The organism is Telmatospirillum siberiense (genome assembly GCF_002845745.1).
GTDB classification, from domain to species: Bacteria; Pseudomonadota; Alphaproteobacteria; order Rhodospirillales; family Magnetospirillaceae; genus Telmatospirillum; species Telmatospirillum siberiense.
Map to the genome: position 1 here is coordinate 86492 of NZ_PIUM01000006.1, position 13197 is coordinate 99688.

Sequence of the window (13197 nt, forward strand, 5' to 3'; positions counted from 1 at the left end):
GAAGAGGGACGGACCAGACGGATGACTTCTCTCGCCGCCTATTTGGACTACAACGCCACGGCGCCGGTGAGGGCCTGCGCCAGCGAGGCGGCGTTGCGTGCCATGGGCGTTCCGGGCAATCCCTCTTCGGTGCATGCCTTCGGCCGGGCCGCCCGCGGTCTGGTCGAGGAAGCCCGGGAAACGGTGGCCGCCCTTCTGGAGGCGGACCCGCGCGGTGTGATTTTCACCTCCGGTGGGACCGAGGCCAACGCCCTGGCGATCACCGGCTGGAACCGGCGGCGGTTTCTGGCCTCCGCCATCGAACATCCTTCGGTATTGAAGGCCCGGCCCGGCGAGACGGTCGGCGTGCTGCGTTCCGGGGTGATCGATCTGGCCGCTCTCGAGCGTGCCCTGGCGGCCGATTCCGAGCCCGCCCTGGTCGCGGTGATGCTGGCCAACAACGAAACCGGGGTGGTCCAGCCGATCGCCGAAGTCGTGCGTCTGGCCAGGGCCCATGGCGCCCTCGTCCATTGCGACGCGGTGCAGGCGGTGGGCAAGACGTCCGTGGACATTGGCGCGCTGGGGGTCGATTCCCTTGCCCTGTCGGCCCATAAGCTGGGTGGTCCGACAGGGGTGGGGGCCTTGCTCCTGGCCGATCCGGACGCCGAATTGCGGCCTCTGCTCGCCGGTGGCGGTCAGGAGGGGCGGCGGCGCTCGGGGACTGAAAATCTGCCGGGCATCGCCGGTTTCGGCGCGGCCGCCCAGGCGGTCATGGCCGAGACGGACGAGGCCGGGCGGCTGGCCCGCTTGCGGGACCGATTGGAAAAAGCTGCCGGCGAGCAGGCGCCGGGACTGGTGGTGATCGGTGCCGGAGCGCCCAGGCTTCCCAATACCGCCTGCCTGGCGGTGCGGGGAGTGTCGGCGCAGACGCTTCTGATGGGGCTCGATCTGGCCGGTGTCGCGGTCAGCACCGGTTCGGCCTGCAGTTCGGGCAAGGTGGCGCCCAGCCATGTGCTGACGGCGATGGGCGAGGACGATCTGGCCGGCTCGGCGATCCGGGTCAGTCTGGGCTGGGCCAGCGAGGAACAGGATGTGGATTGTTTCCTGGAAGCCTTTGGTTCGATGATCCAGCGCCTCGGGGCGGGGGATCGGCAAGCGAGGGTCGCATGAGACACACGGGAATGATTGGCGGCGTTCCATGCCGCCGGAGAGGCGAGGATGAGTGACATGACGGCAATTCAGGGCACGCAGAACAGCGGGTTGACGCAGCCGATTTATCTCGATTACCAGGCGACGACTCCATGTGATCCGCGCGTCGTCGAGGCGATGCTGCCCTATTTCACGGAACGTTTCGGCAATCCCCACTCCCGCAACCATTATTACGGTTGGGAAGCCGAAGAGGCGGTCGAGAAGGCGCGGGAAGAGATCGCCACCATCATCGGGGCCGATCCGAAGGAGATCGTCTTCACCTCGGGGGCGACGGAATCGAACAATCTCGCCCTCAAGGGCGTGGCCTATTTCTACCGCGAAAAGAAGAACCACATCGTCACCGTGGTGACCGAGCACAAATGCGTGCTGGATTCCTGCCGCCATCTTGAGCAGGATGGGTTCCAGGTGACCTATCTGCCGGTGCAGAAGAACGGCCTGATCAGGCTCGACGAGTTGGAGGCCGCGATCACCGACAAGACGGTGATGGTCTCGGTGATGGCCGTCAACAACGAGATCGGTGTCATCCAGCCGCTGGCCGAAATCGGCGCGATCTGCCGCAAGAAGGGCGTCTTCTTCCACACCGACGGGGCGCAGGCGGTGGGCAAGATCCCGCTCGACGTCAATGCGATGAACATCGATCTGATGAGCATTTCGGCGCATAAGATCTACGGACCCAAGGGTATCGGCGCGCTCTACGTGCGCCGCCGGCCCCGCGTTCGCCTGCAGTCACTGATCGACGGCGGCGGGCAGGAGCGCGGCATGCGCTCGGGCACCCTGGCCACGCCGCTCTGCGTCGGTTTCGGCGAGGCTTGCCGCATCGCCCGCGAGGAGATGCCGGCCGAGGCCAAGCGCCTCACGGCCCTGCGCGAGCGCCTGCTGAAGGGCGTGCGCGAACGCCTGCCCGAGGTCTATCTGAACGGTGACGCGGAACTGCGCATTCCCGGCAATCTCAACATCAGCTTCGCCTTCGTCGAAGGCGAGGGCCTGATGATGGGGGTCAAGGACATCGCGGTGTCATCGGGTTCGGCCTGCACCTCGGCATCGCTGGAGCCGTCCTATGTGCTGCGCGCCTTGGGGCTGGACGCCGAAATGGCCCATACCAGCCTCCGGATCGGCATCGGGCGCTTCACCACCGAGAAGGAAATCGACTACGCCATCGGACACATCGTCGAGGCGGTGAGCCGCCTGCGCGAATTAAGTCCGCTGTGGGAGATGCATCAGGAAGGGATCGACATTAAATCGATCCAGTGGGCCGATCATTGACAAAAGCCGCCTCCGGGCGCCGTCCGGTGGTTTTCCAAGAGTTTTGACGGAGGACTTCATGTCTTACAGCGAGAAGGTCATCGACCACTACGAGCACCCGCGCAACGTGGGCTCGTTTCAGAAGAGCGACGGCGGCGTCGGCACCGGCCTCGTCGGAGCGCCGGCCTGCGGCGACGTGATGAAGCTGCAGATCAAGGTGAGCGCCGAGGGCATCATCGAGGATGCCAAGTTCAAGACCTTCGGCTGCGGTTCGGCCATCGCGTCGTCCTCACTGGTCACCGAATGGGTGAAGGGCAAGACGCTGGACGAGGCGGCAAAGATCAAGAACACGGAGATCGCGCAGCATTTGGCCCTGCCGCCGGTCAAAATCCATTGTTCGGTGTTGGCGGAGGATGCTATCAAGGCTGCCATCGCCGACTATAAGAAGAAGAACGGTCTGGAAGAAGACGCCGCCCAGTGACGGGCGGTTTTTGGAAGAGGTGATGGAAGCATGGCTGAACGTATGGCTCCTTTGACCTTGAGCGATGCCGCCGTCGAGCGTGTCAAGGCGATGGTCTCCGGGCGCGACAAGCCGACGCTGGGAATCCGCATCGGCGTGCGCACGAAGGGATGCTCTGGGTTGTCCTATACCCTTGAATTCGCCGAAGAAAAGGGTCCGATGGACGAAGTGGTGGAGACCCGGGGGGTGACCGTGTTGATCGACCCCAAGGCCACCATGTTCATCCTGGGCACCGAGATGGATTTCGTCGAGGAAAAGCTGCAATCCGGCTTCGTCTTCCGCAATCCCAACGAAAAGGGCCGATGCGGTTGCGGCGAGTCCTTCCACGTCTGATCCTTTGAGGAAATTTTCCGTCGCCAGGCCGCGTCCGCCGGACTGGCGGCGGTCTCCCGAAAGCGGGCAGGTTTTATGAACGAGTTCGACCAATCCAGTTCCTCCGGCGCGATCGTGCCGTGCTGGTCCTGCAAGGGACCGATTTCTCCCCGGGCCCTGTTCTGTTCGACCTGCGGGGCGGTGCAGCCGCCCGGCGACGTCGACCATTTCACCCGGCTGGGCCTTCGCCGCGCCTATAGCCTCGATCCGGCCGAGCTGGACCGTCAGTATTTCGGTTTCCAGCGGCGTTTGCATCCCGACCGCTTCGCCACCCGGGCGCCCAAGGAACGGGCCTTGTCGCAGGCCCAGGCGACGGCGCTCAACGACGCCTACGAGACCTTGAAGGACCCGTTGAAACGGGCGGCCTACCTGCTGCGGCTGGCCGGGCGCGTCGTCGACGTCGACCAGGCCGCCACGGTGACCGATCCGGAGCTGCTGATGGAGGCCATGGAAATGCGCGAAGCCCTGGCCGAGGCCGACACCCCGGACGAGGTGGCCGTGCTGGCCGCGCAGGCCGAGGGTGAAATGGCGCAGTGCGAGACCGATCTGGCCCGCGCCTTCGCCGAGCAGGACCTGGACGTCGCCGGCAAGCTGACGACCCGCATGAAATATCTGGGCAAGCTGGCCGAGGAGGCCCGCTCCCGCAAAATCCGTATGACGAGGCCTGGCATCTGATGCTGTTGCAGATCAACGAACCGGGAGAAACGCCGTTTCCGCATGCCGAGGACAAGGGCGCCGCGGTCGGGATCGATCTTGGCACCACCAATTCGGTCGTCGCCGTCGCGGAAGGGGGGGAAGCCTCGGTCCTGCGTGACGAGAAGGGGGGAGGGCTTATTCCCTCGGTGGTCGCCTATGGCATGGATGGGACGGTGATCGTGGGCGTCGAGGCGCGCCGCGAACTGCTGGACAATCCCCAGACGGTGATCAGCTCCGTCAAACGCTTGATGGGCCGCGGCGTCACCGACGTCAAATCCCTGGCCGGGACGTTGCCCTTCGAACTGGACACGGCCGCCGACGGCGGCATGGTCCGCCTCAAGGTGTCGGGGCGGACGCTGACCCCGGTCGAGGTATCGGCCGATATTCTGCGTGCCGTGAAGGATCGCGCCGAAGCGGCGCTGGGCCAGCCGGTCGGCCGCGCGGTGGTCACAGTGCCCGCCTATTTCGACGACGCGGCGCGCAGCGCCACCAAGGATGCCGCCCGTCTGGCCGGGCTCGATGTGCTGCGCCTGGTCAATGAACCGACGGCGGCGGCCCTGGCCTATGGCCTGGATAATCAGGCCGAGGGGCTTTACGCGGTCTATGATCTGGGCGGCGGCACGTTCGATATTTCGCTGTTGCGCATGGAGAAGGGTGTCTTCCAGGTGCGCGCCACCGGCGGCGACGCCGCCTTGGGCGGCGACGACTTCGATCATGCCATCGCCGAGGCGTTCCTGGCCGAACGGGCCAAGACCCTGGGCGATGTCACCATCACCTCGGCCGAGGTGAAACAGGCGCTGGCGACGGCCCGCATGGCCAAGGAATGCCTGTCGGCCAGCCCCTGGGGCGAATGGATGATCGAGATCGACGGCAAGACCAGCCGGCATCGCCTGGATCTGGCCACCTTCGAAACCCTGGCCAAGCCCTTCGTCGAACGGACCATCTCCATCTGCCGCGGCGTGCTGGTCGATGCCGGCATCGGCGTCGAGGATATCAAGGGGGTGGTGCTGGTCGGCGGTTCGACCCGGGTGCCGCTGGTGCGGCGCCGCGTCGCCGAATTCTTCGGCCGCGAACCCCTGGCCGACATCAATCCCGACGAGGTGGTGGCGGTCGGCGCCGCCTTGCAGGCCGAGGCCCTGACCGTCGGATCCGATACCCTTCTGCTGGACGTCACGCCGCTCAGCCTGGGGATCGAGACCATGGGGGGCATCGTCGAGAAGGTGATTCCCCGCAATACCTCGATTCCGGTGGCGATGGCCCAGGAGTTCACCACCTATCAGGACGGCCAGGACGCCATGCTGATCCATGTCGTCCAGGGCGAGCGGGAAATGGTCGATCAATGCCGGTCGCTGGCCCGCTTCGTGTTGTCGGGCATTCCGGCGATGGCGGCGGGGGCCGCGCGCATCCGCGTGACCTTCGCGGTGGATGCCGACGGTCTGCTGACGGTGAGCGCGAAGGAAGCCGTCACCGGCATCGAGCAGGAGGTTTCGGTCAAGCCCTCCTACGGGCTGACCGACGACGAGATGGCGACCATGCTGCGCGATTCCCTCGAACATGCCCGCGAGGACATGGAGACCCGCCTGCTGGCCGAGGCCCGCGTCGAGGCGGTCCGCTCGCTGCTGGCGGTGCGCGCCGCCCTGGCCGCCGACGGCGAACTGCTGTCGGCCGACGAGCAGGCCGTCATTCATACCGCCTTGGAAGAGGTCGAGACCGCCGTTCGGGACGGCGACCGCGATAGCGTCCAGGCCGCGGCCGCGTCGCTTGAGGCCGCGACCAAGACCTTTGCGGAACGCCGCATGGATCGCGGTATCCGCGAGGCCCTGGCCGGACAGACCATCGAGCGTCTCGGCGAAAGCCTGGGCGGGGAACAGAAGCCGGATTAAGGAGAGAGGCTTTTATGCCGAAGATGACTTTTATCGAGCCTAACGGAACCCGCCACGAAGTGGAGGCGCCGGAAGGTTTGTCCATTCTCGAGATCGCCCATCGCAACAAGATCGAATTGGAAGGCGCCTGCGAGGGTTCGCTGGCCTGTTCGACCTGTCATGTCATCGTGGCGCCGGAGTGGTTCGACAAATTGCCGGCGGCCAGCGACGACGAGGAGGACATGCTCGACCTGGCCTTCGGTCTCAGCCAGACCTCGCGTCTCGGCTGTCAGATCATCATGAAGGCGGCGTTCGACGGTCTGGAGGTGACTCTTCCCGCGGCGACGCGCAACATGATGGTCGACAAGTAGGGGCGGCAGGCAAAGGGGAGACCCGGCATGCGCTGGACCGATAGCAGGGACATCGCGATCGCGCTGGAGGAGGCGCATCCCGAGACGGACAACGTCAATCTGCGTTTCGCCGATCTGCATCGCTGGGTTTGCGCCTTGCCCGGCTTTGACGACGATCCGGCGGCGTCCAATGAAGGATTGCTCGAGGCCATCCAGATGGCCTGGATCGACGAACGGGACTAGCGACATGTCCCCCCGGCAGACACTGTTCTCCCGTTTGCGCTCCGACGCGGCCGTCGATTGGGAGGCCTTCGTCGGGCATGGCTTCGTGCACCGCCTGGGTGACGGTTCCCTGCCCGAGGACTGTTTCCGGCATTACCTGGGTCAGGACTATCTGTTCCTGATCCAGTTCGCCCGGGCCTATGGCCTGGCCGTCTATAAAAGCGAGACCCTGGAGGATATGCGCCAAGCCGCCGCCGGCATGGCCGGCATCCTCGATGAGATGGGCCTGCATGTGAAATATTGCCACGACTGGGGCATCACCAAGGCCGAAATGGCAGGTCTGGCCGAGGCCCGCGCGACCCTGGCCTATACCCGTTTCGTCCTCGACAGGGGGGTGGCGGGCGACCTGCTCGATCTGCATGTGGCCCTGGCTCCCTGCATCATCGGCTATGCCGAGATCGGAGCGCGTCTGAGGAAGGCCGCCGGATCCGGTCTGGCCGGAAATCCCTATCGCCAATGGATCGACGCCTATGCGGGGGCCGACTATCAGGCCCTGGCCGGCGCGCAGGTGGCGCAGATCGACCGTCTGATGGCGGCCCGGGGCGGTCCCGGCCGCTATGAGGGCCTGTTGAGGGTGTTCCGCCAGGCCGTCCGGCTGGAAACCGATTTTTGGGAGATGGGTCTGACCTTGGCCCAATGAACGTTTTTCTCATGTCTTTGAACCTGACCTTGAATGCCTCCACCCTCGATGTGGTTGCGCCGGTGCTCTCGTTCTTCCTGTGGCAGGCGTTTGGTTACGTCGTCGATTATTCCAGGCTTTCGAAGATCAGCCTGACGGGGGCGGTCAATGGCCAGCGCCTGGCCTGGATGCGCAGGATGGTCGATCGGGAGAACCGCATCGTCGACGGAACGCTGCTTGCCAATGTGATGCGCAGCGTCGCCTTTTTCGCCTCGGCCACCGTGCTGATTCTGGGCGGCGTCGCGGCGATGGCCAGCGCGGTCGATCATACCTACGCCACCATCGAGGGCATTCCTTTCGTCTCGACGGTCAGCAAGGACCTGTTCGAGGCGAAACTGTTGCTGCTGGGGTTGATTTTCATATACAGCTTCTTCAAGTTCACCTGGAGCCTGCGGCAGTTCACCTATTGCACGATCCTGCTGGGGGCGGCCCCCCGTCCCGACGCGGCGGACGAGGAAAAGGCGTCGTTCGCGGCGGGGGCGGCGCGGATCAGTCAGTTGGGGGCGCGCAGCTTCAACCAGGGACTGCGGGGATATTATTTCGCCCTGGCGAGCCTGGGCTGGTTCATCCATCCGCTGGCCTTCGTCCTGGCGACCCTGGCCGTGGTGGCCGTTTTATGGCGGCGCGAGTTCCATTCCCGGACCCGGCGCGCCCTTTATCGCATGGAGAAGATGTAATGGGCCGGCGCATCGTCGTCGCCATGTCGGGAGGGGTCGATTCCTCGGCCACCGCCGCCCTGCTGAAGGAGGAGGGCTGGGACGTCGTCGGCGTCACCCTCCAGCTCTACGACCATGGCCAGGCGGTCGGCCGCGCCAACAGTTGCTGCGCGGGCAAGGATATTCACGACGCCCGCCGGGTCGCCGACCGGCTGGGCATTCCCCATTACGTGGTCGATTATGAAAGCACTTTCCGCCAGGACGTGATCGAGCGTTTCGCCGACTCCTATGTCGCCGGCGAAACGCCGATCCCTTGCGTCTTGTGCAATCAGACGGTGAAATTCCGCGATCTGTTCGGCATTGCCCGCGATCTGGGGGCCGAGGCCCTGGCCACCGGCCATTACGTCCGCCGCGAGGAGACGCCCTCCGGCGTTCATATGCTGCGCGGCGCCGACCATGGCCGCGACCAGAGCTATTTCCTGTTCGCCACCACCCGCGACCAGCTCGACTTCCTGCGCTTTCCCCTGGGATCCATGGGCAGCAAGGACGAGACGCGGGCCATCGCCCGGCGCTTCGAGCTGCCGGTGGCGGTCAAGCCCGACAGCCAGGACATCTGTTTCGTTCCCGACGGCGATTATGCCGGCTTGGTCGAGCGGCTGCGCCCCGGCGCCATCGAAGCCGGCGACATCGTTCATGTCGACGGCCGGGTGCTGGGCCGGCACGAGGGCATCATCCATTATACGGTCGGCCAGCGGCGGGGCCTGAAACTCGGCGGCGGCCCCCCCCTTTACGTGATCCGCCTGGAAGCCGCCGCCCGCCGCGTCGTCGTCGGCCCCAAGGAGGCCCTGGGCCGGAGCGCCGTCGCCTTGTCCGGCGTCAACTGGCTGGGCGAGGCCGAAGTCGAAGCCGAAGCCGAAGCCGAAGCCGAAGCAAGGGAATGGGCGGTCCAGGTAAAGATCCGCTCCACTCGCGAACCGGTGCCGGCCATGCTGCGCCTGGGACCGGCGGGCAGCGCCGACGTCCGCTTCCTGCACCCCGAGGAAGGCGTCGCCCCCGGTCAGGCTTGCGTGTTCTACGATGGTGAGCGCGTGCTGGGGGGCGGGTGGATCCGCCGCGACGGAAACCCACAGAATCTCTGAACAGGTGCCTTGACTTGCCGGCCCCAAACCGATAAAAACCGCCTTCCGAACTTTATGGCGGAGTAGCTCAGCTGGTTAGAGCAGCGGAATCATAATCCGCGTGTCGGGGGTTCAAGTCCCTCCTCCGCTACCAAATTAAGCCAGTCAATCCAATGGGTTGGCTGGCTTTTTTCCTGTCAAATGCGAATGCGGAAATTTTTGACGGGATGTTTGACAGGTCAAGGGGTGCAGGGCACAGCCCTGCGGAAGCCTCTTTTTCCGCCGCCTCCGCTGATCCAGGCTTTTCCGCCGCGCGATGGTCCTCGCGGCCACCTCGCTGTTGTTCGCGTCCTGCCAAGCAATCCCCGGCCCGTCAGGGACGGGCAGAAGGATACCCGCGAAGCCTGCCGCCCGCCTGGGGCCAAAGCGAGGCCAGACGCGGCCATAGTGGGATTCCGGCCCGACCCGTGTGCAAGTCGCGGGGCGGGCGCAGAGGAGCGTGTAGAGGAGGCTCAGTATAGCGGCGCCGCAGCGTGGCGCGAGCCGACGACCACGAAGGCGGCCGGGCGGGCACCGCGCGGCGTAGCGGGTTGTGCATCGGAGGGACGACGAGACCCAACCCGATCCGGCCGTCTCTCTTTAGACCTTCGGCCTCTTGCGTCCAACAGGCGCCGGCACGGGCAGGGGCGGTCGGCAGAAGTTTGCGACGACGGCCTCGGCGTAGGCCCTCTCGTCGGCCGTTAGAAGGCCCACCAGGTCGCCCCGCAGGAGGCGTCTAGCGGCTTCCAATCGCTTCCCCGCCGGCAACAGGGTGTCGCGCATCTCCGCCACCCTGATCGCTACGACGCCCAGTCGGGCCGCCTCGTCCCGTTTGGCTGCCTCTTGTTCGGCCAGCGCCGCCTTTGGCCTGGACCACGGCGGCCCGGCCTGCCCGTCATCGTCATCGTGCGTGTCGTTGTCGTGCATCCTGTCCTCGCAATCACCGTGAAACGCTGGTCAGCCATAGCCGGTAAGTCCACAGCGAGGCCGGCCAGCATCCTGCAATGGCTGGGCTGATACAGTCGGCCGCCGTTGTGTCCACGAGGCCGACTGCCCCGGCGGGCAAAGTTCCATCCATGTTCCGGACGAGCGCGGGGTTGTCGTTGCGCCCTGCGCCCGACTGCGCGGAAGTGATGGTGGCGCCGACCCTGCTCCAGGTGCCGTTGCCGGCCAGGAAATTCGCGAGCGGCAGGCTATCCACCTCGACGGCGCTCTCGACTTGCGTCGATCCGGCTGTCGGATAGGGCCCGACCGGCCGGGCCGCGTAGACCAGGCCGGACGCCGGGTCATAGGACATGTCGGCGTCGTGCAAGTAGTCGCCGGCTGCGGTCGTCATGCGGAGGCCGCCACCGCTGATGGCCCATGGCACCGTCATCGACCAGCCCGGCCCGCTGTCGCCGGCCTGGCTGGACAGCGTGATCCATGCCGCCTCCGTCCGCGTCAGGGTCGGGCTGCCGTCCGTCCATGTCAGCAGCACATTGCTGCCGCTTGCGTAGACCACGCTTGGCTGACCCTCGCCCCATGCCGATGTCGCGTAGGGGTTGGCGACGACAGGCGTCGGGGCGACGGTCCACGGCCCGGCCGGGTCGTTGGCGTAGGCCACTCCCACGCTGTTGTCGGTCGAGGCGTTGAGCGGGGTCCCGGTGGCGAACATAGCGTACCTGTACGGCGTGCCGAAGTAGCTGAACGACCCCCGGACCACGCTGGGGTCGCACAGGTGGAAGGAGCCCCACGGCGCGGCCGACGACGGCGCCACAGCGACGGAGGTCGGTAGGGTGGCCGGGACCTCCCCGGACGGCGCGACGGTGTAGAAGATGCTGTCCTGGATCACGCTCGGCTGCTGGTTGCTGCACGACCAGATGTAGTCTGTCTGGCCGTCGGTCAGCACGGAGGAGCCGTAGTTGTATCGCTGTGGGTTCGAGATCGTCAGCGTGAACGACCGGCTGGCCGACAGGCCGGCGGCATTCGTCGCCGTCGCCGTAAAGCTCTGGGCCCCGAGTTGGGTCGGGGTCCCGGTGATCGTGCCGGTCGCCGCCAGAGCCAGGGCGGCGGGCATGGCAGGCGCCGCGTAGGTGATCGCCCCGCCCTGTGGATCGGTCGCGACCAGGGTTTTGATCGCGCCCTGGTCGAGTGCGAACGGCGCATACTGGCTGATCGTGCCGAGCGTCTGGGGTGTGTCCCAGACCGGCGCCCGCAACGCTGTCTTGCCGCCGGCCTGGTCGGACGGCTGATCGGCAACTGAGGACGCGACGGCGACATGCGAGCCGCCGATTCCGAGCAGGCCGACCGTCCGACCGCCGACGGATGCGGCCACGCCGGCGACGGCGACGAGCACCAAGCCGAGCAGGACGGCGTATTCTGGAGCGCTCGCCCCCCGCCTGTTGTAGATCATCATTTCTTCCTCCCTCTGTTGTTGTGGATGTTGGTTCGGCTCACCGGGCCTCATCGCCCTTGGAGCCGTCGGCCTTGGTCTTCCCTCGACGGCGGGCGGCATCGACCGGCCGCGCGACCGGTCGCGGCCAGTCGTCTGGTCGATCCGCCCGCCGTCGGACGGTCGGCATGGTCCGGCCGGTCGATGGGACGGTCGGACCGGTCGATGGCATGGTCGATGGGACGGTCGGCATGGTCCGGCCGGTCGATGGGACGGTCGGACCGGTCGATGGCATGGTCGGCGCGCGACCCCGCGCGGCGGCGGCCAGGGCATCGGCCGCGCGGTCAACCGCCGTCGCCGGCCGGCTCACGGCGGCCAGCCGGGCGGCCTTGGCCGCCTGATCCGCCTCCGCCAATCGCAGGCGCCACCGTCTGGGCAACGCTGCCGATGCGGCACGCAGGGCGCCCATGCGCGCACCGTGGTCGGGGTAGCGCGAGGCCAGGGCCCGGAACGCCTCGCGGCGGAGGGCGTCCGTGTCCGCCGTCGCCTGCTGGCGGACGACAGCACGCCACCAGGCGCGCACCTCCGGAGGCACTTGGCGCCGGGCCCGCCAACGGCGGATGGCCCGGGCGACGGCTCGGCCAGCCTCGGCAGCCAGGCCGGCGCTCGAGGAGACTAGCGTACCCGCCGCCCTAGTCGGCAACCGGGGCCGGCGGACACGGACCCCGGCCAGGCGCAGGACCGTCGCCACCGTCGCGCCGGTCGACCAGGCAGCAAGGCGGCCTGTGGCGCCCGCCGCCCGGCCAAGGTGCCACCGTGCCCGGCTCGGCCGGTCCTGGCGGCGCAGGTGGGTAAGCTGGCGGTCGAGGCCGGCAAGCTGCTTTTCCAGCCGCGCCGCCTCGGCCAGGCGGTCGTTGCGGGCGCCGGCCCTGGTCCGCCGGCCGCGCCGCTCCAACGCTGTCCGCGCCGGCCCGAGGTGCGTCATGGGCTCCGGCGCCGGGCCAGTTCGGCCCTCGTCCTGGTGGCGCTGGGCGTGGCTGCGACAATCAACACGCTTCGTCGAGCCGGCCCGCTCCAAAGCGGCGTTGACAAGCCCCTCCCAGTCCCGGCGCCAAGCGCGGAGGTGCTGTCCGCTGGTCTGCTTGACGTCCAACTCGCGCGTCTTCTCGCTGAGCCGTCGGCCAGCGACCACGCGGCGCGTGGTGAGGAGGAGGTGTGCATGCACATTGCGCTGGTCGCCCGCCCTGGACGGCGCGTGGATGTCCCATTGGACGGCGATGCCATGGCGCCGGGCCAGGGCCTCGGCGAAACCACGAACAAGGGCCTCCTGGTCGGCGAGCGGCAGGCCGGCCGGGAGGGCGACGACGACCTCGCGCGCCACTTTGGCGTCGCGCCGTTTCTCGGCCGCCTCGGCGGTGTTCCACAGTCCCTCGGCCTCGCCATCCCAGCCGACCAGGCCGCCCGCCAGGTGTCCGCGCTTGCGGGCATAGGGTGCCGGCTGGCCGGTCCTCTCGTCCGTCATGTTGGCGCAGCGCCGGTAGGCGCTGGCGGGTACGGCCGACTGGCCGGCGGCTCTGCTGAGGCTCCGCACTTTGCAGTGGTAGATCGCACTGACCACTTGCCACCGTTCCCGCTGCGCTGCCATCGTCCGTTCTCCCGTCCTGGGGTTCGGGGGTTTCCCCCGATTGGCGGCCCACGGCCGCCGGGGGGTTCGGGGTCTCCCCGACGCACGCATTGCCCCGGCAATGCTAAGTGTGCGCCCTTCGGGTTTTTTTGCTGGCCCGGCTCTGGGTCGGCCAGCCCTTTTCCCTGAGGCTCATGT

At 67.1% G+C, this 13197-nt stretch carries 14 protein-coding genes and 1 tRNA gene; 12 read left to right on the plus strand and 3 right to left on the minus strand.

Features of this window, described 5'->3' with window-relative positions:
* Positions 1–21 precede the first annotated feature (21 nt).
* The 12 genes from CWS72_RS07830 (at position 22) to CWS72_RS07885 (ending at position 9119) form a co-directional block, all read left to right on the plus strand.
* Positions 22–1149, plus strand: a complete 1128-nt coding sequence (locus CWS72_RS07830; protein ID WP_101250029.1) for a cysteine desulfurase family protein — start codon at positions 22–24, stop codon at positions 1147–1149.
* 57 nt (positions 1150–1206) lie between these two features.
* Positions 1207–2451: an IscS subfamily cysteine desulfurase gene (locus tag CWS72_RS07835; protein WP_101250142.1), complete on the plus strand. Its 1245-nt coding sequence runs from the start codon at positions 1207–1209 to the stop codon at positions 2449–2451.
* A 58-nt stretch (positions 2452–2509) separates the two neighbouring features.
* Positions 2510–2911 carry a Fe-S cluster assembly scaffold IscU gene (gene iscU / locus CWS72_RS07840; protein WP_101250030.1) on the plus strand — a complete coding sequence of 134 codons (402 nt, stop codon included), beginning with the start codon at positions 2510–2512 and terminating at the stop codon, positions 2909–2911.
* A gap of 30 nt (positions 2912–2941) precedes the next feature.
* Entirely contained in the window at positions 2942–3283 is a 342-nt protein-coding gene (locus tag CWS72_RS07845) for a HesB/IscA family protein (protein WP_199175579.1), read from the plus strand.
* Between the two features lie 75 nt (positions 3284–3358).
* Entirely contained in the window at positions 3359–3997 is a 639-nt protein-coding gene (gene hscB, locus CWS72_RS07850) for a Fe-S protein assembly co-chaperone HscB (protein WP_101250032.1), read from the plus strand.
* Positions 3997–5901 carry a Fe-S protein assembly chaperone HscA gene (gene hscA / locus CWS72_RS07855; RefSeq protein WP_199175580.1) on the plus strand — a complete coding sequence of 635 codons (1905 nt, stop codon included), beginning with the start codon at positions 3997–3999 and terminating at the stop codon, positions 5899–5901. The genes hscB and hscA overlap by 1 nt, the downstream gene beginning before the upstream one ends.
* 14 nt (positions 5902–5915) lie before the next feature.
* Positions 5916–6251, plus strand: coding sequence for a ferredoxin family 2Fe-2S iron-sulfur cluster binding protein (locus CWS72_RS07860; protein ID WP_101250033.1), 336 nt, complete (start codon positions 5916–5918; stop codon positions 6249–6251).
* Positions 6252–6278: 27 nt separating this feature from the next.
* Positions 6279–6473 (plus strand): Fe-S cluster assembly protein IscX, encoded by a 195-nt coding sequence (iscX, locus tag CWS72_RS07865; RefSeq protein WP_101250034.1) that lies wholly within the window; start codon positions 6279–6281, stop codon positions 6471–6473.
* A gap of 4 nt (positions 6474–6477) precedes the next feature.
* Entirely contained in the window at positions 6478–7152 is a 675-nt protein-coding gene (locus tag CWS72_RS07870; RefSeq protein WP_101250035.1) for a TenA family protein, read from the plus strand.
* An 11-nt stretch (positions 7153–7163) separates the two neighbouring features.
* The gene (locus CWS72_RS07875; protein ID WP_158240549.1) at positions 7164–7868 is read left to right on the plus strand and encodes a DUF599 domain-containing protein; all 705 of its coding nucleotides are present in this window, start codon (positions 7164–7166) and stop codon (positions 7866–7868) included.
* Positions 7868–8986 carry a tRNA 2-thiouridine(34) synthase MnmA gene (gene mnmA / locus CWS72_RS07880; RefSeq protein WP_241911633.1) on the plus strand — a complete coding sequence of 373 codons (1119 nt, stop codon included), beginning with the start codon at positions 7868–7870 and terminating at the stop codon, positions 8984–8986. The genes CWS72_RS07875 and mnmA overlap by 1 nt, the downstream gene beginning before the upstream one ends.
* 56 nt (positions 8987–9042) lie before the next feature.
* A tRNA-Met gene (locus tag CWS72_RS07885) sits at positions 9043–9119 on the plus strand.
* Between the two features lie 485 nt (positions 9120–9604).
* On the opposite strand, the gene CWS72_RS07890 is transcribed toward CWS72_RS07885, so the two are convergent.
* Genes CWS72_RS07890 through CWS72_RS28585 form a run of 3 tightly spaced genes read right to left on the minus strand, consistent with a single transcriptional unit; the run spans position 9605 to position 13110 of the window.
* Positions 9605–9931: a hypothetical protein gene (locus tag CWS72_RS07890; protein ID WP_101250038.1), complete on the minus strand. Its 327-nt coding sequence runs from the start codon at positions 9929–9931 to the stop codon at positions 9605–9607.
* Between the two features lie 13 nt (positions 9932–9944).
* Complete coding sequence (locus CWS72_RS07895) at positions 9945–11399, minus strand: putative Ig domain-containing protein (RefSeq protein ID WP_101250039.1); 1455 nt, start codon at positions 11397–11399, stop codon at positions 9945–9947.
* 37 nt (positions 11400–11436) lie between these two features.
* Positions 11437–13110, minus strand: a complete 1674-nt coding sequence (locus CWS72_RS28585) for a MobA/MobL family protein (protein ID WP_101250040.1) — start codon at positions 13108–13110, stop codon at positions 11437–11439.
* Positions 13111–13197: the final 87 nt, after the last annotated feature.